General features: G+C 67.6%; 16 protein-coding genes and 1 tRNA gene. 11 read left to right on the top strand and 6 right to left on the bottom strand.

Annotation, left to right across the window (positions count from 1 at the left end; all coding sequences use genetic code 11):
- Positions 1 to 300: 300 nt before the first annotated feature.
- Positions 301 to 1053 carry a helix-turn-helix domain-containing protein gene (locus MKK75_RS32055; RefSeq protein ID WP_244046511.1) on the bottom strand — a complete coding sequence of 251 codons (753 nt, stop codon included), beginning with the start codon at positions 1051 to 1053 and terminating at the stop codon, positions 301 to 303.
- Here MKK75_RS32055 and MKK75_RS32050 point away from each other — a divergent pair.
- From MKK75_RS32050 to MKK75_RS32025, 6 genes are read left to right on the top strand one after another with little or no spacing between them, the layout of a single operon-like run.
- The gene (locus MKK75_RS32050; protein WP_244046510.1) at positions 1052 to 2116 is read left to right on the top strand and encodes an extracellular solute-binding protein; all 1065 of its coding nucleotides are present in this window, start codon (positions 1052 to 1054) and stop codon (positions 2114 to 2116) included. The genes MKK75_RS32055 and MKK75_RS32050 overlap by 2 nt on opposite strands.
- A gap of 16 nt (positions 2117 to 2132) precedes the next feature.
- On the top strand, positions 2133 to 3230 hold the full coding sequence (locus MKK75_RS32045) for an ABC transporter ATP-binding protein (RefSeq protein WP_244046509.1): 1098 nt from the start codon (positions 2133 to 2135) through the stop codon (positions 3228 to 3230).
- Positions 3199 to 4101, top strand: coding sequence for an ABC transporter permease (locus MKK75_RS32040; protein ID WP_244046508.1), 903 nt, complete (start codon positions 3199 to 3201; stop codon positions 4099 to 4101). The genes MKK75_RS32045 and MKK75_RS32040 overlap by 32 nt, the downstream gene beginning before the upstream one ends.
- Positions 4102 to 4144: 43 nt before the next feature.
- Positions 4145 to 4888, top strand: a complete 744-nt coding sequence (locus tag MKK75_RS32035; RefSeq protein WP_244046507.1) for an ABC transporter permease — start codon at positions 4145 to 4147, stop codon at positions 4886 to 4888.
- A gap of 14 nt (positions 4889 to 4902) precedes the next feature.
- On the top strand, positions 4903 to 6975 hold the full coding sequence (locus MKK75_RS32030; RefSeq protein ID WP_244046506.1) for a hydantoinase/oxoprolinase family protein: 2073 nt from the start codon (positions 4903 to 4905) through the stop codon (positions 6973 to 6975).
- Positions 6962 to 8965 carry a hydantoinase B/oxoprolinase family protein gene (locus MKK75_RS32025; RefSeq protein ID WP_244046505.1) on the top strand — a complete coding sequence of 668 codons (2004 nt, stop codon included), beginning with the start codon at positions 6962 to 6964 and terminating at the stop codon, positions 8963 to 8965. Before MKK75_RS32030 ends, MKK75_RS32025 begins: the two co-directional genes overlap by 14 nt.
- Before the next feature lie 150 nt (positions 8966 to 9115).
- Here the strand turns inward: MKK75_RS32025 and MKK75_RS32020 are convergent, their stop codons facing one another.
- Positions 9116 to 9271 (bottom strand): hypothetical protein, encoded by a 156-nt coding sequence (locus MKK75_RS32020; protein WP_244046504.1) that lies wholly within the window; start codon positions 9269 to 9271, stop codon positions 9116 to 9118.
- Between the two features lie 157 nt (positions 9272 to 9428).
- Positions 9429 to 9504, bottom strand: a tRNA-Glu gene (locus MKK75_RS32015).
- Positions 9505 to 9610: 106 nt separating this feature from the next.
- Here MKK75_RS32015 and cobU point away from each other — a divergent pair.
- The 5 genes from cobU to MKK75_RS31990 all read left to right on the top strand — a co-directional run bounded on the left by cobU (position 9611) and on the right by MKK75_RS31990 (position 13906).
- Positions 9611 to 10138 (top strand): bifunctional adenosylcobinamide kinase/adenosylcobinamide-phosphate guanylyltransferase, encoded by a 528-nt coding sequence (cobU, locus tag MKK75_RS32010; protein WP_244046503.1) that lies wholly within the window; start codon positions 9611 to 9613, stop codon positions 10136 to 10138.
- On the top strand, positions 10135 to 10737 hold the full coding sequence (gene cobO / locus MKK75_RS32005) for a cob(I)yrinic acid a,c-diamide adenosyltransferase (RefSeq protein WP_244046502.1): 603 nt from the start codon (positions 10135 to 10137) through the stop codon (positions 10735 to 10737). Before cobU ends, cobO begins: the two co-directional genes overlap by 4 nt.
- A 23-nt stretch (positions 10738 to 10760) precedes the next feature.
- The gene (locus MKK75_RS32000; RefSeq protein WP_244046501.1) at positions 10761 to 12203 is read left to right on the top strand and encodes a cobyric acid synthase; all 1443 of its coding nucleotides are present in this window, start codon (positions 10761 to 10763) and stop codon (positions 12201 to 12203) included.
- 77 nt (positions 12204 to 12280) lie between these two features.
- Positions 12281 to 13627, top strand: coding sequence for an MFS transporter (locus tag MKK75_RS31995; RefSeq protein WP_244046500.1), 1347 nt, complete (start codon positions 12281 to 12283; stop codon positions 13625 to 13627).
- 102 nt (positions 13628 to 13729) lie between these two features.
- Positions 13730 to 13906 carry a hypothetical protein gene (locus MKK75_RS31990; protein ID WP_244002321.1) on the top strand — a complete coding sequence of 59 codons (177 nt, stop codon included), beginning with the start codon at positions 13730 to 13732 and terminating at the stop codon, positions 13904 to 13906.
- Positions 13907 to 14033: 127 nt separating this feature from the next.
- Here the strand turns inward: MKK75_RS31990 and MKK75_RS31985 are convergent, their stop codons facing one another.
- The 3 genes from MKK75_RS31985 to recG all read right to left on the bottom strand — a co-directional run bounded on the left by MKK75_RS31985 (position 14034) and on the right by recG (position 18120).
- Positions 14034 to 14948 (bottom strand): NAD(P)-dependent oxidoreductase, encoded by a 915-nt coding sequence (locus tag MKK75_RS31985; RefSeq protein WP_244046499.1) that lies wholly within the window; start codon positions 14946 to 14948, stop codon positions 14034 to 14036.
- Positions 14949 to 15298: 350 nt separating this feature from the next.
- Positions 15299 to 15622: a hypothetical protein gene (locus tag MKK75_RS31980; RefSeq protein WP_244046498.1), complete on the bottom strand. Its 324-nt coding sequence runs from the start codon at positions 15620 to 15622 to the stop codon at positions 15299 to 15301.
- A gap of 275 nt (positions 15623 to 15897) precedes the next feature.
- The gene (recG, locus tag MKK75_RS31975; RefSeq protein ID WP_244046497.1) at positions 15898 to 18120 is read right to left on the bottom strand and encodes an ATP-dependent DNA helicase RecG; all 2223 of its coding nucleotides are present in this window, start codon (positions 18118 to 18120) and stop codon (positions 15898 to 15900) included.
- Positions 18121 to 18161: the final 41 nt, after the last annotated feature.

The raw sequence follows: 18161 nt of genomic DNA, 5'->3' as shown, positions 1-18161 counted from the left end.
CAGCTAGTTAATGCGCTTCTTCAATGACCATTTGGACACAAGTTTCGCCCTTTTCCTTCATATTAGCCTGCAAATCGCCTTCAGAGCAGAAAATCCATAGTCGCGGCTCGAACGTGGAGCCCTTGCTGAGACAATCGCAAGAGTGAGCATAAAGCGAGGAGGCGTACGGCCGACCCACATTGGCGGCATTCATGACGTACGGTATCAATATCAATCCACCGCAGAATAATCTGAGTGATTAGAAAAACCTATAGTATTGTATATATTTTTATGGGAAGATTAATACCTTAACATTTCAGATTATTGAAATAGATCGTCCACACTCACGACCGTGACACGTCCATCTTCTGGCACTTGCTTGTACACGGCGGCTTCGATGTCGGCGAACTCACTCGTGAGCATAACCTGTCCGTCCGACAAGAAGGTGGGGGTCCAGAACCCCTCACAGTATCGAATTTCTCCACCGCAGGCTGGGCGCCAGGTATTGTAAACGTGAATGCTGGCGATCTCGCCTCGGAAAAACCCGGCCTCACGCGCCAACTGCCACTGCGCACCGAGGACGTCGGTGAACAGGTGGCGGTACTCAAGCCCCTCCAGAAATTCGCGATTGACGCCGTGCAGCGTTGCCGCTTTGCCAGAAACGGCCAGATTACGCCCATTCATGTGAGCCATTTTCATCGCTGAGAGCGAGTTCCGCACCCGGTGCATAATGATGTCGTCCGAGGCGACGAAATCATGCCTCAGGAGAGAGCGCAGGCGCTTCTGCATTGCGAGATCGGGATGGTGAAACCCGCATTCCCAGCGAGACACGGTGGCCTGCTCGACGCCGAGCACTTCGCCGAGGGCAGCCTGCGTGAGCCCGTTCATGCGCCGGTAGCGCCTGATCACTCGATCCCACCCGCTCATCCTGACCTCATGCGTATTTATTCGACCTTCCTGAAAGGCTCCCAACTGGCCAGTCTCTTGCTGGTGCTGGATGATCGCAAGAGCCGGACCAAGGGTCGCTCGCGCCCGCCCGGCCGTTTGCCCTTGCAGCGCACGAGTGACGGACATGACGGGCAAAATCTCCCGACGCACGGCCCTCAAGGGCGCCGCGGCTAGCGCATGGGTGGCGGCAGGCCGAGACGGTGTCAGCCCGCTGCGCGCGCAGACTGCCGGGGCGGCCCGACCCTTTACTTGGGCGGCGACGGGCGGCACGTGGGGCGACACGCTCAAGACGATCTTTGTTGACCCGTTCTTCGCTGCACAGAGCGGCCCGAGACCGTTGCAGGCCGCCCAATTAGAGTCCGTCGCCGCGGCCAAGATTCTGGCGAATTGCGGCAGTTCACCTTACGACGTCTCTGACGGCCCGCAGTCGGATTACGCGATGCTGAACGGCGCGTCCTGCATCGAGGCCTATGACCCCTCAATTATTACATCGCTCCCGGATATTTTCGACGAGGCGAAAGAGGGGGATTACTACGCGGCCTTCAACATCCTACTGTTCGGGATGACATGGAACACGAAGGAGGCGTCCAAGCCGACCTCGTTCAATGATCTTGGACTTGCGAAATATAAAGGGAAGGTTGGGATTCCGGCCTACGGCTGGTACGGCATGACGTGGTTACACGCCTTGAACAAGCAGCTCGGCGGCAGCGAGGACGACATTACACCTGGTCTGAGCGCGGTTGCCGAACTCGTGAAGAAGAACGGCGCCATCATCGTCGAGAACGCCGATCACGGGACGCGGCTCATGGACAGCGGCGAGATCGTGATCATGCCTTACTGGAACGGGCGGACGGTCCGGCTGCAGGAGGCTAACATCCCGGCCGCCTTCGAACTCGTGCCCGGCACCGTCCTTGTCGGCAGCGGCTACTCGATCATGAAGGGGACACCTTACCCCAAACTCGCCCAGGCCTTCGTGCAATCCACCCTTGACGCGGAACGCCAGTTGGCATTCTCGCAATGGTCGAAGTACCCACCGGCCAATAAGAAAATCAAGCTGCCGCCCGCGCTCGAGAACATTGCCATTCCAGCCGGCGGACTGGAAAAGACCGCGAAGCTAGATTGGAAAAAGATCAATGAATATCGCTCCCCTTATCTGGAGCGCTGGAACAAAGAGGTTTTGAACGCCTAAGTCAGGAATCGCCCTGGTGCTCGCTCAAGACATCGCGCTCGAATTAAAGAGCGTGACGAAGATTTACAAAGGCTCAGTGACCGTGGGGCCGATCGACTTGGCCGTGCGCCAAGGGGAATTTTTTTCGCTCCTCGGTCCGAGCGGCTGCGGGAAATCGACCACCCTGCGCTGCATCGCCGGTTTCGAGACGCCGACCTCCGGCAGCATCCTACTCGGGGGCGAACGGCTTGATGCGAAGCCCGCCCATCGCCGCGACCTCGGGTTGGTGTTCCAGAATCATGCCCTGTTCCCGCACCTTACGGTCGCCGGCAACGTCGGCTTCGGCCTCGCGTTGAGGAAGGTTGGGGCAGGGGAGATCACGCGGCGCGTAGCCCGTACGCTCGAGTTGGTGGGTTTGGCGGGTTGCGGGGCCCGAATGCCCTCGCAGCTCTCCGGCGGGCAGCAGCAGCGGGTTGCCCTCGCCCGATCTCTGATCCTTGAGCCGCCCTTGCTCCTCCTCGATGAGCCGCTCTCCAGCCTCGACCTGAAGCTTCGGCAACAGATGCGCGACGAACTCCGGGGTCTGCAGCGGACGCTCGGCCAAACCACCGTCTTCGTCACGCACGATCAGACGGAGGCGCTCGCAATGTCGGACAGGATCGCCGTCCTGTCGAACGGGCGCATCGAACAGGTGGGGACGCCGCGCGAGATTTACGGCGCGCCGGCGACGCGCTTCGTTGCCAATTTCATCGGGGAGTCGAACACCCTCGCGGCGACGGTAGAAGGAATCCGAGACGAGGTCGCGACCCTGAGACTTCCCGCAGGTCAGTTGCTTCGGGCGCGGCTACCGGCGGGGACGACGCGACGTGTGGGCGAGGCGGTCTGGGCGATCGTAAGACCCGAGAACCTCACCATCCAACCCGCCGAGAACAGTCAGGACGACCCGACCCGCCTCGCTGGAACACTCGATACCGTGTCCTACCTTGGGGAAGATATCCACGTCCGCCTGCGCGTCCCAGGCCTGGATCCACTCCTCGCATCCATGAAGGCAACGCGACGAGCCGAGGTGGCGCTCGCCGTACCTAAAATCGAGATCGGGATCGATGCCTGCGCTGTCGTCGTCCTTGCCCGGTGAGGCGATCGCGGCGTACCCGCCCTGGATCCCGGGTTGGGTCTGGCTGATCGGCCCCTACCTGCTCGTGCTCATCGGGGTGCTGGTCCTGCCGCTCGCGAACGTGGCGGCAATTAGCGTATTCACTCACGATCCGCGCGCGTTCTGGAGTGCAAGGCTGACGGGCGCAAACTACGCCAGGCTGCTAGACCCGTACTACGTGCAGGTGTTGGTCAGGACGTTACGGATCGGCCTGATCACGACTGTCGCTTGCGCGGCCCTGGGTTTCCCGGTGGCCTACTGGCTGGCACGCTGCTCGCGGCGCGTGGTCACGATCGGCCTATTCCTGATCGTCATGCCGATGATGGTCTCGACGGTCATCCGGTCCTTTGGGTGGATGGTGCTCCTGGGCCGCACCGGCGTGATCAACGTCGCCTCCGAGGCGCTTGGGCTTGGACGCTGGCTGACAATCATGAACACAGAGGCGGCTGTTGTGATCGCGCTGGTCCAGATCTGCCTGCCGCTGCTCGTCCTGCCCACCATGGCGGCGATCGAGAAGGTCCCGGTCAGCCTCGAGGAGGCCGCGAGCAATCTTGGGGCGGGCGCGATCACAGTGTTTCGCCGCGTGCTCATCCCGCTCGCCGCCCCCGGGCTCGCGTCTGGAGCGCTCCTGGTCTTCGTGGTTGCTATCAGTGTGGTGGTCACGCCGGCCCTGATGGGCGGCCGATCGAATCGGATGCTTGGCAACGAGATCTACGACCAAGTCATCACCGCGATGAACTGGCCCTTCGCTTCCGCGATGGCCATCGTGCTCATCGCCGTCGTGCTCGCACTACTCGGGCTGAGCCTCGCGGCCGGACGTGCCCTGGCACGGCGCTCGGTACGGGGCGCCTGACATGTATGGGCGCCATCCCGTCCTGCGCTTGTTGATCGTCTGCGTGCTCGCGTTTCTGCTGGCACCCATCCTCGTTGTCATCGGAGTCTCGTTCAACCCGACCTCGGCATTCCGCATTCCCATTGGTGCGGTCTCGATGCGCTGGTACGCGCGGTTCTTCGCCACGCCGACGTTCCGGGACGCGCTCTTCCTCGTGAGCCTACCAGTCGCCCTCGCTGCGTCCGCGCTGGCGACAGTAATCGGGAGCCTCGCGGCCATCGGGCTCGTGCGCGCGCGGATCGCGGCGCGAGGGGCGTTCGAGAGCGTCTTCATGCTCCCGCTCCTCATCCCCAGCATCCTGCTCGGGGCTGCCATGTACCTCGTCAGCGTCTCGCTGGGGTTTCGAACGAACTTCCTGACGCTCGTGCTCGGCCACATGCTCCTCGGGATCCCCTATGTGATCCGGGTAGTGGGTTCCGCCCTCGTCGCGATTGATCCGCGGTTAGAGGAGGCCGCCCGGTCCCTCGGGTGCACACCCGTCCAGGCCTTCCTGCGCGTGGTCGTCCCCAATCTCCGATCGAGCATCCTGTCCGGCGCGACCTTCGCCTTCATCGTCTCGTTCTCGGACATCAACCTCGCGCTCTTCGTTGCCGGGCCGGAGACGACGACGCTGCCGATTCAGATCTATTCGCAGATCTTCTGGGAGGGTGATCCGACAATCGCCGCAGCCTCCACCGTTCAGATCATCATAGTCGGCACTCTGATCCTTCTTATGCAGAAAATATTCAAAATCAGAGTCGGTCTTTAAAAAAGGTATACTTCATGTCACGCCTGAGGGTCGGTGTCGATATCGGCGGCACGTTCACCGATTTCGCGATACTGGACGAGGAGACCGGCCGTATCCGCGCGCTCAAGTACCCGTCGAACCGAACGCGACCGGCGAGCTCGGTCCTAGGCGGGTTACAGGCAGCCCTCGTTGCCCAAGGGGCCACGGCCGAGGAGATCATCTACTTCAGCCACGGCACTACGCTCGCGGTCAACACGATTCTCGAATACAATGGTGCGCGGACTGCGCTCCTAGTGACCCAGGGATTTCGGGACATCCTGTACATCGGGCGCCATCGGCTGCCCGACGTCTTCAACTTCTTCACCGCGATGCCGGCGCCGCTCGTGCGGCGCGCCCATGTGGTCGAGATCGCGGAACGGACCCTGGCCGATGGCTCGGTCGCGCTCCCCGTCGATCGGGCTGCGATCGCGGCGGCCGTCGAGAGCCTACGCGCGTTCGGGGTCGAGGCGGTCGCCGTCGGGTTCCTGCACAGTTATCGCAACGGTGCGAACGAGCGGGAGGCCGCGCGGCTCCTCGCCGAGCTCGCGCCGGACCTCTACGTCTCGCTCTCCAGTGAGATCTGGCCGCAGATGCGCGAATACGAGCGCACCCTCATCGGCGTGATGAACGCCTATGTCGGACGTCGCATGGAGACGTACTTCGGCGACCTACAGACCAGCCTGGCGGATTCGCTCGGCGTGCGCGCGACCCTTCTGAGCACGAAGTCCAACGGCGGCGTGATGACCGCCTCGGAGGCCGCGCGTAGACCCACCGAAACGCTCATGTCAGGGCCGGCCGCGGGCGCGATCGGCGCGGCGTTCGTGGCAAAGGCCGCAGGCTTCTCAAAGATCGTCACCCTCGACATGGGCGGCACCTCGACGGACGTGTCGATCATCGAGGACGAGCCGCGCTACTCGACCGAGAACCACGTCGGGAATTTCCCGGTGATTATGCCGGCTGTCGACGTCACCTCGATTGGGGCAGGCGGCGGCTCAGTGGCCTGGATTGATGATTTCGGGGTGCTGAAGGTCGGACCGCGCAGCGCGGGCGCGCGGCCGGGGCCGGCCTGCTACGGCCACGGTGGGACGGAGGCAACGCTCACGGACGCCTTCGTCTGTTTAGGCATAGTCCAGCCCGGCGAGCTGGCTGACGGGCGCGTCACGATCGACAAGTCGCTCGCGGATGCGGCCGTCGGCGCGCTGGCCGAAGGTCTCGGGCGCCAGCCGGAGGCGGTCGCGGAGGACATCCTGCGCATTGCCACCTCCCACATCTACTCGGCGCTCGTTCCGCTCCTCGCGCGCAAGGGCGTCGACTACGCCGACTACGTCCTCTTGCCCTTCGGCGGGGCAGGGCCGATGCACGGGCTTCTCGCCGCCCGCGACATCGGCTTCCGCAAAGTGCTGGTGCCAGCCAACCCCGGGGTGCTGTGCGCGACGGGGGCGCTCGTGGCCGACGTCCGGCGCGATCTCGTCCGGACGCTGCACATACAAATTCGGGACGAGAGCCGGGACGAGGTGGTGAATGCCAGTCGCGCCGCCTTCGAGGCGCTCGAGCGCGAGGGCGGTGCCTGGCTCGAGGCTCAGAACCTCGCCTACACCCGCCACCGGTTCCACCGCATCATCGAGATGCGCTACCACGGTCAGTCTTTCGAGATCTCGGTGCCGGTCGCACCGGGGGATCTCGATGGCGACGACAGTCGCCTGGCCGCAGCCTTCCGGAAGGAATACGCGGTCATCTACGGACAGGCCGACCGGGGATTCCCGATCGAGGTGCGAGATGTGAGATCGGTCGCGATCGGCGAGACGCCGAAGCCGGCCCTCGAGACGCTCTCGGCCGCGGCCAGCGACTTCGATCTCTCCGCCGCGACTGTCGAGCGAGACATCTTCCATGACGGCCGCGGGCAAACGGCCCGCTTCATCCCGCGCGCGGCGATCGGGCTCGGCCAGAACATCGCGGGCCCCGCCGTAATCACCCAGTACGACACGACAACCTTTGTGCCATCCGGATACACGGCGCGCGTTGATCGGTTCGGCAATCTCATCGCGGAGGCGGACGATGGCGCTCGATAAGATCCTCCTTGAGATCCTCGGCAACCGCTTCACCGGTGTCGTGGAGGAGATGGGCTACATCATCCACAGGTCGGCCTTCACGACCTTCGTCAAGGAAACCTGGGATTTCGACAGCGCCCTGGTAACCAGAGACGGCGACGTGTTCGCCTACCCGCGCTCGATCGGCGTGACGAACATGCTCTCGATGAACCTGAAGGCCGCCATCGACTGCTTCGACAGCTACGAGCCGGGGGACGTCGTCCTCACGAACGACCCGAACCACGCGCGCGGGATGGCGACGCATCTCCCCGACCTGATGACGTTCCGGCCGATCTTCGCCGAGGGACGCCTGATCTGCTTCGCATGGTGCTTCGTGCACTCCTCAGACGTTGGCGGCATCGTGCCGGGCAGCATCACGCCGCACGCGACGGACCGGTTCCAGGAGGGCGTCGTGATCCCTCCGATCAAGCTCTACAAGGCGGGCGTGCTCGACGAGGAGTTGAAGCGCTTCGTGCTGGCGAACGGGCGCATCCCCGATCAGAACTGGGGTGACATCAACGCGCTCACCGCCGCGCTGCGCACCGCCGAGCGCCGGGTCGGCGAGTGCATCGCGCGCTACGGCGCGGGCGAGATCGAGCGGGTCATTGAAGGCCTGCTGCATTATGCGGAGATGCGGGCCCGGCAGGTCTTCGCGGCGGTTCCGGACGGTCGCTACGCGTTTTCCGACTATCTGGAGGGCGACCTTCTCAAAACGAACCACGTCAGGATCAAACTCGCGCTGACCGTCACGGACAGCGACGTCCACCTCGATTTCACCGGCACGGATCCTCAGGTGAACGCGGCCTTTAACCTGCCGACGCACGGCATGCTGAACCAGTTCATCGTGCTCGGGATCGTCAATTTCCTTCGCACCTCCGACCCCGAAATCCCTTTCAACCGCGGGATGGTGCGGCCGGTGACCGTCACCTTGCCGGACGGCTGCATCCTGAACCCCACCCGCTACGCACCTACCGGCATCCGATACACGACCGCACTTCGGATCTCGGACGTCGTCATGGGCGCGCTCAGCCAAGCCGTCCCCTCTCGGATCCCGGCCGCGGGATCAGGACAGTTCGGCCTTCTGACCTTGAGTGACCTCGAGCCGAAGACGGGGAGCTATGTCGTCCACGTGCTCCAGCCGCTCCAGGGCGGTTCGGGCGGCAGGCCCGGGAAGGACGGGATCGACGGGGTGAACTTCTCGGGCGGAGCACTCCGCAACGCGCCCGTCGAGGCGCTGGAGATCGACGCTCCAATCTTCGTGCGGCGCTACGAGCTCAACGACGCGGTGGCGCCAGGGAAGTGGCGGGGCGGAAGCGGCATCGTGTTCGAATGTCAGATCCTGTCTGCTCACGCGCAGATCTCGTCACGCGGCTGGGATCGCTTCCTTTTCAATCCCTGGGGGCGAGAAGGCGGCGCCGGGGGAACGCTCGGAGCTACCTTCGTGGTCGACCGAGACGGGCGCGAGCGTCCGATTCCGAAGATCGACGTGTTGAAGCTCGCGCCTGGCGAGACGGTGCGGATCGTGTCGCCAGGCGGTGGGGGGTACGGCGACGCGCTGGACCGTGATCCAGCGGCGGTTCTGCGCGACGTGCAGGATGGCTTTGTAACAGCCGAAGACGCCCGGACGGATTACGGCGTCGTGCTGCGGGGAGATGCCGTCGACGCCGCCGCCTCGCAGGCGCTGCGGGCGGCCGAGGGGCGCCGCGAGTTGGTCGACTTCGAGTTCGGCGCGGCGCGGCGCGCCTATCAGACGATGCTACCCGAAGCTTTCCAAGATCTCGTCGTTCGGATCCTCGAGTCGGAGCCGGCCGGCAGCCGCCTCTATCTGCGCGACATCATCTACAGTCGCGCGCAGGAAAGCGGCCTCGAGGGACTGGACGATGCGGGCCTACGGCAAATCCTGGCAGACCTCGCGCACAACAGCAGACGCCCCTCGCTCGGGCGCGCGAGGACCCGTACCGTACGTTCTTGACCTACGTTCGGCGCGTAGCGCCGGAAGTGCGAGGCGGCGATGCCACGCCATATGTCGGGTGCCCGTTATCGCGGCCGCATTCGCGAGCGAGATTGGAGAGACGCGATGAAATATAGGGTGTGAAGCGGTCGTGCACGTATTTGTGCCAGATCAAGCCTCCGCGTCCGGGACAGCGGCCTCGTAGAGGTTCAGCGCACCACCGTCATGGGTCAATCTGCCCACGCCGCTGACTAGCGCCATGCCATCACAGACGCTGAAGGTAGAACCGTGGAACCAGCAATTGCGCTCGTGAAAAACCACCATCATCCTCCCGATCCGCTTTTACGGGAACGGGCAATCGCGGGGTGGTCTCTTAGGTCAGCGAACTCCGGCGAACGCTCTCGGACGCCGGCAACTTTTCCGTATAATTTCCGTACAGGGACAACCTGCTACACGAATATTACAGCTAAGTGCCTGATTTTATTGGCGCGCCCTACGGGAATCGAACCCGTGTTTTCGCCGTGAAAGGGCGACGTCCTGGACCGCTAGACGAAGGGCGCTCTGGCTAGGCCGGGGTTCTATAGTCGGACCGGGGGCGCCCGGCAACCGCCGAAGCGCCACACCGTCCGGGTTTGACCGGAGGCCGGCTTGGGGCGATGGAGGGACATGCCGCAGCCGCCCCCTCGCATGACCCTCGTCCTCGGCGGGGCGCGCTCCGGCAAGAGCGCCTACGCGGAAGCGCTGATCGAGGCCTGCCCCGGGCCCTGGCTCTACCTCGCCACCGCCCAGGCCTTCGACGACGAGATGGTCGATCGCATCGCCCAGCATCGCGCGCGGCGGCCGGAGGCGTGGCGCACCCGCGACGTGCCGCTCGCCCTGCCGGAAGCCGTCGCGGAGGCCGACGGGCCGGTTCTGGTCGATTGCCTCACCCTGTGGCTCACCAACCTGATCCTGGCCGAGTCCAACCTCGAGGACGCGACCGTGCGGCTCATCGCCGCCTGCGCCCGCGCCCCGGGCCCGCTGGTGCTGGTCGGCAACGAGGTCGGGCTGGGGATCGTGCCCGACAACGCCCTCGCACGCCGGTTCCGCGACGCGGCCGGGCGCCTGCACCAGCGGCTCGCCGCCGAGGCCGACCGGGTCGTGCTCACCGTCGCCGGGCTGCCCCTCATCGTGAAGCCAGGAGCCGCCGCATGAACGACGACGCGACCCGCCACCGGGAAAAGATGGAGAAGCGCAAGGCCGTGCAGGACGCCGAGGTGGCGGAGAAGACCATCGAGAAGGGGCTGCTGATGGTCCATACCGGCCCCGGCAAGGGCAAGAGCACGGCGGCGCTCGGGCTGATGCTGCGGGCGCTCGGCCGGGGCTGGCGGGTCGGCATGGTGCAGTTCATCAAGGGCGGCTGGGACACGGGCGAACGCCACGCGGTCGCGGCCTTCGGCGAAAGGGTCGTCTGGCACACCCTCGGGGAGGGCTTCACCTGGGAGACCCAGGACAAGGCCCGGGACATCGCCGCCTGCCGCCACGCCTGGGAGGTCGCCGAAGGCCTGATGGCCGATCCCACGATCCGCCTCCTCGTCCTCGACGAGCTCAACATCGCGCTGCGCTACGACTACCTCGACCTCGACCCCGTGCTGGCGGCCCTGCGCGCCCGCCGGCCGGATCTGCACGTCGTGGTCACCGGCCGCAACGCCAAGCCCGCCCTGATCGAGGCCGCCGATTGCGTCACCGAGATGGGCAGCGTGAAGCACCACTTCGCCGCCGGCGTGAAGGCGCAGGAGGGGATCGAGTTCTGAGCCCATCGCGGAAGAAAGCCCTGATGATCCAGGGCACCGGCTCCGATGTCGGCAAGTCGCTGCTCGTGGCGGGGCTGGCGCGCGCCTTCACGGACCGGGGCTTGGCGGTCCGGCCGTTCAAGCCGCAGAACATGTCGAACAACGCCGCCGTCACCGCCGATGGCGGCGAGATCGGCCGGGCGCAGGCACTCCAGGCCCGGGCCGCCCGGGTGGCGCCCTCAATCCACATGAACCCCGTGCTGCTGAAGCCGCAGAGCGAAATCGGCTCCCAGGTGGTGGTGCAGGGCCGGATGGTCGCCACCGTGAAGGCCCGCGACTACCAGGCCTGGAAGCCCCGGCTGATGTCCGCCGTCCTGGAGAGCTTCACCCGGCTCTCCGAGGAAGCCGATCTGGTCCTCGTCGAGGGCGCGGGCTCGGCCTCGGAGGTAAACCTGCGCGCGGGCGACATCGCCAATATGGGCTTCGCCCGGGCCACCAATACGCCCGTGGTGCTGGTCGGCGACATCGACCGGGGCGGGGTGATCGCGAGCCTCGTCGGCACCAAGGCGGTGATCGATCCCGACGATGCCGCGCTGATCGCCGGCTTCATCGTCAACCGGTTCCGGGGCGATCCGAGCCTGTTCGCGGACGGGATGCGGCTGATCGCCGAGCGCACCGGCTGGGCGGCCCTCGGCCTCGTGCCGCATTTCCCCGACGCCGCGCGCCTGCCCGCGGAGGACGTGCTGGGGCTCGCCGGCTCGGACGCGCGTAAAAGTGGGGCCGTCACGGTGGCGGTGCCGGTGCTGCCGCGGATCGCCAATTTCGACGATCTCGACCCCCTGCGGGCGGAGCCCGGCGTCTCCGTGGTGCTGGTCCGGCCCGGGACGCCGATCCCCGCCGAGGCCGCCCTGGTGCTGCTGCCGGGCTCCAAGACCACGATCGACGATCTGGAGGCGTTTCGCGACGCGGGCTGGGACGTCGACCTGCGCGCCCATGTCCGCCGGGGCGGCCGGGTGCTCGGGCTCTGCGGCGGCTATCAGATGCTGGGAAAAAGCCTCGCCGACCCGCACGGGATCGAGGGGGCGCCGCGCACCGTGCCGGGCCTCGGCCTCCTCGACGTCGACACCGTGATGACGCCGGAAAAACGCCTCGCCGCCGTCACCGGAACGAGCCTGCCCGACGGCGTGCCGTTCGCGGGCTACGAGATGCATATCGGCGCGACGGAGGGCCCCGACGCGGCACGGCCGCTCCTGCGCCTCGCGGACGGGCGCCTGGACGGGGCGGTCTCGGCGGACGGGCGCGTGGCCGGGACCTACGTGCACGGCCTGTTCGCCGACGACGCCCAGCGGGCGGCGTGGCTCGTGCGCCTCGGGACGGCCTCGGAGGGAGCGGCCTACGAGGCCGGGGTCGAGGCGGCGCTGGACGGGCTCGCGCGACACATCGCGGCCCATGTCGATTGCGACCGCCTCCTGGCGCTTGCCCGGTAGGCTGGCCCTGGGGCAGGAATTACTCTGCGTAATGCCGGCCCCGTCACGAAGGGTCGCGAACGCCCAGAGGAATCCTCATGCCGTCCAGACAAGCCCCGCCCGGGGAGGATCTTGCCGCGAGCACCGTCCGCACGGTGACCCTGCGGCTGATGCCGCTCCTCGGGCTGCTCTACCTGATCGCCTATATCGACCGGCAGAACGTCTCCTACGCCAAGCTGGAGATGGTGGGCAGCTTAGGCCTCAGCGAGACCGCCTACGGGCTCGGGGCCTCGCTGTTCTTCCTCGGCTACTTCCTGTTCGAGGTGCCGGCCAACGTCTTCCTGGAGCGGGTCGGGGCGCGGATCTGGTTCGCGCGGATCATGATCACCTGGGGCCTCGTCACCGTGCTGCTGGGCTTCACCCAGGGCGCCACGATGTTCTACGTGCTGCGCTTCCTGCTCGGCGCCGCGGAGGCCGGCTTCTTCCCCGGCGTGCTGTTCGCCCTCACGCTCTGGTTCCCGCAGAGCCACCGGGCGCGGATGATCGGCTGGTTCATGATCGCCAGCGCGGTGGCCAACGCGGTCGGCGCGGTGGTCGGCGGGGCGCTGCTCGGCCTCGACGGGGTCCTGGGCCTCGCCGGCTGGCAATGGGTGTTCCTGGCCACCGGCGGGCCGGCGATCCTCATGGCCGTCGTGGTGCTGGCCGTGCTGCCGGACAGGCCCGAGACCGCCCCCTGGCTGTCGCAGGCCCAGCGCGACTGGCTCAGCCGGACGCTCAAGGCCGAGAGCGAGGCCGGGGGTCATGTCGACCACGGCAACCCGTTCGCGGCGCTCCTCGATAAGCGCGTGCTGATGCTGGCGGGCATCTACGTCTTCCTGCCGCTCGCCGCCTACGGCCTCGGCTACTGGCTGCCCACCGTGGTGAAGGGCTTCGGCGTCTCGAACCTGACCAACGGCCTCCTCAACATCATCCCCTGGACGGCCACGGCCGTCGCCCTGTGGTGGGTGCCGCGCCACGCCGCCCGCACCGGCGCGCAGGGCAACGCGCTGACCTGGCACGTTGTCGGGCCGGCGCTGGTCGGCGCGGCCGGGCTGGCGCTCTCCGTCATCCTGCCGGGCAACGCAATGAAGTTCGCCTGCCTGTGCGTGGCGGCGGCCGGGACTTTTTCGGCGCAGCCTGTGTTCTGGTCGATGCCCGGGACCTTCCTGCGCGGTGCCACGGCGGCGGCCGGAATCGCGGCGATCAACTCGGTCGGCAATCTCGGCGGCTTCGTGGCCCAGAACGCGGTGCCGCTCATCCGCGACCTGACCCGGAGCGACCTCGTGCCGATGCTGTTCCTGTCGGCCTGCCTCGCGGTGGGCGCCGGCCTGATGTTCGTGGTGCTCTCCGCCCTGCGCCGGGATACGGAAAAGCGGGACGCGGCGACGACGCGACACGCCGCGTGAACGCGCCGCGGTCTCGCGCGTTATCGTTCCTCAGGCCGGTTCATCCGGCACAATGATGCGGCACCGTGCCTTCCGCGCGGCGCCATCGAGGAGGGCACCGCGATGAGTCAGGGATTTCCGCTCATGATCCTCGCCTTCGGGACGCTCGGCGGGATCTGGTTCCTGGCCGCCGCGGCCCGGAAGCAGGTCGCCAACGCCAAGGGCAGCCCGGAGCGCTCCAACGTGATCCACCACCACGGCGGTGAGCCCCGGCCGAACATGCCGGGCACCGAGCACTGAGAGCCTGAACTTCGGGTTTCCAAAGGGCTTCAGCCCTTTGGCGGGGTGTCGGGGCAGGGCCCCGACCAGGGCTCTGCCTTGGACCCGCGAAAGGTCTCGACCTTTCGAAACCAGGACTCGACCGCCCTCAGCCGGCGGAGATCCGCCGGCAATGCTCCAGGGCGGCGCCGATCAGATTGTCGCTGGCCTCGGGCGTGCGGAACGCGGAATGCGCCGAGAGGGTGACGTTCGGCAGGCGGGCCAGGGGGTGATCCGCCGGCAGGGGCTCGATCGTGAACACGTCGAGCCCGGCCTGCGCAATGGCGCCGGTGCGCAGGGCCTCGATCAGGGCCGGCTCGTCGATCACGGCGCCGCGGGCGGTGTTGATCAGGATGGTGCCGGGCTTCATCGCGGCGATGCGGGCGGCCGAGAGGAAGCCCCTTGTCGCGTCGGTCAGAAGCAGGTGGAGCGAGACCACGTCGCTCTCGGCGAGCAGCCGCTCCAGGGGCACGAAGGCGACGCCCGGATGCGTTCTCGGCGTGCGGTTCCAGGCGAGCACCCGCATGCCGATCCCCGCGCAGAGCCGCGCCATCTCGGCCGCGATCCCGCCGAACCCGACGAGGCCGACCGTCTTGCCGGTGAGTTGCATCCCCTCGCTGCGCAGCCAGGATCCGGCGCGCATCGCCCGATCCATCTCGGCCAAGCCCCTTGCCGCCGCCCACATCAGCGCGAAGGCGCATTCGGCCACCGCCGTGTCGCCGTAGCCCTTGATGGTGTGGACCGCGACGCCGCGTTCGGCCTGCAACGCCTCCGGGTCCATGTAGCTGCGCGCCCCGGTGCCCAGGAACACCACGTGCTTCAGCCCGGCGCAGGCGCGGGCGACGTCGAGGGGGAGGGCGGTGTGGTCGATCACCGCGATCTCGGCCCCGGCCAGGAGGCCGGGCAGGTCCTGCGGGGTGATGGCGGGGTCGTCGTGGATCACGAAGGGCGGATCGTCCGGCCGCAGCAGCCGCCGCGCCACCGCCGCCAGCGTCTCGCTGGCATCCACGAACACCGCGCGCATCCGCGTCTCCCTGTCTCGCACCGTCACGATGCGCCGGGAGCGGCGATCGTGCCAAGCCCCGGAATGACCGGAGGGAGCCACGCATACCGCGTGAGGGACCCGGGCGCGCCCCACTGTTTCGAGCTGATCGCGCGGGCACGGCCGTCCTCGCGGGCGCAGCGAAGCAATCCAGCCGCGCTCCGCGCATCGGGGCCACGCTGCCCTGGGTCACTTCGCTGCGCTCGTGATGACGGGGCGGGACGCATCGGCCGAGGCGTTCGAACGAAAACCGTCGCTCCTTAAGGGGCAGCCCCGCACGAAAAAGGCCGGCCCCTGCGGACCGGCCCTGGTATCCATCCCGTCGGAACGGCTCAGCGCTGCAGCGAGGCCGTCTGCGGGGCGATGGTCGGCGGGGTCGCCTGCGCCACCGTCACGGCGCTGCGGGGCGCGGTCGGCATCCAGCCGGTGGCGCACTGCATCACCAGGGCGAGGCCGAGGGCGACGCACAGACCATTGGCGGCCAGCCAGAACGGGCGCGCGGCCCGCTTCACGGCGGCTTGAAGCTCCTCGGCCGTCTTGCCTGCCGCCTCGGTGGCGCGATCCGAGATCGGCAACAACCAGGGCTCGGTCGGCAGGGCGTAGAGACCGGCCATCTCGTTGGAGCCCGGCAGGTTCTGGAACAGTCCGTTCGACATGTTCGTCCTCCAGATTCGTCCGTGATGTCCCGGCTTACCGGGCCATTCGTTCATCTACAGTTAAGGGAAGATTGTGGCTGATGCAAGGTCACGGCCCTTGCCCGGGGCTTGCGGGACGCCATGGCGGGTCCTGCCACGCTTCCGCACGATCCGGCTAAGTCGCTGACAGACAAAGATCTTTCTGACCCGCTGTGACATCGCCGCATCTTAAGGTGCGGATCCGCGCCGCCGGCACCGGGCCGTTCCTGAACGCGGGCCTTCCTGAACGACGCCGTTCATCCGGCTCCGATCAGCCGGATCGCCGCCTCCCGCTCGAACAGGTAGAGCAGCGCCCGCAGCGCCTGCCCCCGCGGGCTCTTCAGGCCGGGATCGCGCTCGACGATCAGGCGGGCATCGTCGCGGGCGGCCTCCAGCAGGGCGCCGTCGCTCTCCAGCCGCGCCAGCCGGAACGCCGCGAGGCCGGATTGCCTTGTGCCCAGCACCTCGCCCTCGCCGCGCAGCTTCAGGTCGGCCTCGGCGATGCGGAACCCGTCCTCGCTGGAGCGCATCATCTCGAGCCGCGCCCGCGACACCTGCCCCAGCGGTCCCCGGTAGAGCAGCAGGCACGAGGACGCCCTGGAGCCGCGCCCGACCCGGCCGCGAAGCTGATGGAGCTGCGCCAGCCCGAACCGCTCCGCGTGCTCGATCACCATGATGGTCGCCTCGGGCACGTCGACGCCGACCTCCACCACCGTGGTCGAGACGAGGAGCTCGGTCTCGCCGGCGACGAAGCGCGCCATGGCGGCATCCTTCTCAGGCCCCGGCATCTTGCCGTGGATCAGCCCGACCGCGGCGCCGAAATGCTGTTTGAGGTCGTCGAAGCGCTCGGCGGCGGCGGCGAGGTCGATGAACTCGGATTCCTCGACCAGGGGGCAGATCCAGTAGACCCGCTCGCCCCCGGCGATCGCCCGGCCGAGGCCCGCCACCACCTCGTCGATCCGCTCGGTCGGCAGGGTGATCGTGCGGATCGGCTGCCGGCCGGCGGGCTTCTCGTCGAGGACCGAGACGTCCATGTCGCCGAAGAAGGTCAGCGCCAGGGTGCGGGGGATCGGCGTCGCGGTCATCACCAGGAAGTCGACCGCCTCGCCCTTGGCGCCGAGCGCCAGCCGCTGGTGGACGCCGAACCGGTGCTGCTCGTCCACCACCGCGAGGCCGAGATCGCGGAAGGTCACCGCCTCCTGGAACAGGGCATGGGTGCCGACCAGGATGTCGATCTCGCCGGCCGCGAGATCGGCCAAGGTGCTCTTGCGCTCCGCAGCCCGGTCGCGGCCGGTCATCAGGCGTAGGCGCAGGGAGCCGGCCAGGGGCTTGAGCCGCTCGAAATGCTGCCGAGCCAGGATCTCGGTCGGCGCCATCAGGGCCGCCTGGCGCCCGGCCTCCACCGCCGAGGCCATGGCGAGCAGCGCCACCGCGGTCTTGCCCGAGCCGACATCGCCCTGGAGCAGCCGCAGCATCCGGCGCGGCGCCGCGAGGTCGGCGCGGATCTCCACCACCGCTTGGGCCTGCGCGCCGGTGAGCGCGAAGGGGAGGGCGGCTTCGATCCGGGCGCTCAAGGTCCCGTCGCCGGCATTGACCCGGCCGGCCTTGCGCCGCTGCCGGGCGCGCAGCAGGGCCAGCGCCAGTTGCGAGGCGAGGAGTTCGTCATAGGCGAGCCGCTTCCGGGATGGCGTCGCGGGCGGCGGCTGGAGCGGATCCTCGGCCTTCGGCGGCGCCTCCTCGGGGCGGTGCTCGGCGCGCAACGCATCCGCGAAGGCCGGAAGCCGGTTCTTCTCCAGCCAGGCCGGATCCTGCCATTCCGGCAGGATCGGCAGCCGGTCGAGGGCCGCCACCGCGAGCTTGTTGATCGCCCGGGAGGTCAGCCCCTCGGTGGCGCCGTAGACCGGCTCGACGGCGGGCAGCGCGGCGAGCCCCGCCTCGTCCACGATCCGCGATGGGTGGACCATCTGCCGGGTGCCGTCCCAGAGGTCGATCCGGCCGGTGATGTAGCGGTGCGCGCCGAGCGGCAGCATCTTCTCCACCCGGGGGCGGGGCATGCCGAAGAACACCAGCGTGATGTCGTGGCCGGAGGCATCCTCCACCAGCACCCGGTGCGGGCGCTTGCCCGAGCCGATCTGCGCCGGGCGGTGATCCACCACGGTGACGCCGAGGGTGACGGGTTCGCCGACCGGCGCCTCGCCGACCGAGCCCATGAGTTTGCGCGCCACGCCGCCCTGGGGCAGGTGGAACAGGAGATCCACCACCCGGGCCTCGCGCTCCGGCGTGCCGAGCAGCTTCTCGATCAGCGGCGCCATCTTCGGGCCGATCCCCGGCAGGGAGCGGGCGGGGGCGAACAGCGGATCGAGGATGCTCGGGCGGAGCGTGGGGGCTCCGGCCGACGCGCGCGCGGCCTCGCCCTCCGGCGCCTCGGCGGCGTCGGGGTCTGTCACGGCCGGGTCCTGAGTCGCGCGTGCATCTGTCATGGCGGTTCGGCGGACATGGTGCCGGAGGCGCCTTATCATCC

This window comes from Methylobacterium sp. J-030, assembly GCF_022829545.1.
Lineage (GTDB): Bacteria > Pseudomonadota > Alphaproteobacteria > Rhizobiales > Beijerinckiaceae > Methylobacterium.
Note: the sequence above shows the minus strand (reverse complement) of the source record. Positions and strands in the feature narration are given on the sequence as shown.

What these genes read in the sequence shown, in the direction of transcription:
- MKK75_RS32050 (WP_244046510.1), top strand. Translation starts at nt 1,052, where the DNA reads ATGACGGGCAAAATCTCCCGACGCACGGCCCTCAAGGGCGCCGCGGCT.
- MKK75_RS32055 (WP_244046511.1), bottom strand. Translation starts at nt 1,053, where the DNA reads ATGTCCGTCACTCGTGCGCTGCAAGGGCAAACGGCCGGGCGGGCGCGA.
- MKK75_RS32040 (WP_244046508.1), top strand. Translation starts at nt 3,199, where the DNA reads ATGCCTGCGCTGTCGTCGTCCTTGCCCGGTGAGGCGATCGCGGCGTAC.
- MKK75_RS32030 (WP_244046506.1), top strand. Translation starts at nt 4,903, where the DNA reads ATGTCACGCCTGAGGGTCGGTGTCGATATCGGCGGCACGTTCACCGAT.
- MKK75_RS32025 (WP_244046505.1), top strand. Translation starts at nt 6,962, where the DNA reads ATGGCGCTCGATAAGATCCTCCTTGAGATCCTCGGCAACCGCTTCACC.
- MKK75_RS32020 (WP_244046504.1), bottom strand. Translation starts at nt 9,271, where the DNA reads ATGATGGTGGTTTTTCACGAGCGCAATTGCTGGTTCCACGGTTCTACC.
- cobU (WP_244046503.1), top strand. Translation starts at nt 9,611, where the DNA reads ATGCCGCAGCCGCCCCCTCGCATGACCCTCGTCCTCGGCGGGGCGCGC.
- cobO (WP_244046502.1), top strand. Translation starts at nt 10,135, where the DNA reads ATGAACGACGACGCGACCCGCCACCGGGAAAAGATGGAGAAGCGCAAG.
- MKK75_RS32000 (WP_244046501.1), top strand. Translation starts at nt 10,761, where the DNA reads ATGATCCAGGGCACCGGCTCCGATGTCGGCAAGTCGCTGCTCGTGGCG.
- MKK75_RS31995 (WP_244046500.1), top strand. Translation starts at nt 12,281, where the DNA reads ATGCCGTCCAGACAAGCCCCGCCCGGGGAGGATCTTGCCGCGAGCACC.
- MKK75_RS31990 (WP_244002321.1), top strand. Translation starts at nt 13,730, where the DNA reads ATGAGTCAGGGATTTCCGCTCATGATCCTCGCCTTCGGGACGCTCGGC.
- MKK75_RS31985 (WP_244046499.1), bottom strand. Translation starts at nt 14,948, where the DNA reads ATGCGCGCGGTGTTCGTGGATGCCAGCGAGACGCTGGCGGCGGTGGCG.
- MKK75_RS31980 (WP_244046498.1), bottom strand. Translation starts at nt 15,622, where the DNA reads ATGTCGAACGGACTGTTCCAGAACCTGCCGGGCTCCAACGAGATGGCC.
- recG (WP_244046497.1), bottom strand. Translation starts at nt 18,120, where the DNA reads ATGACAGATGCACGCGCGACTCAGGACCCGGCCGTGACAGACCCCGAC.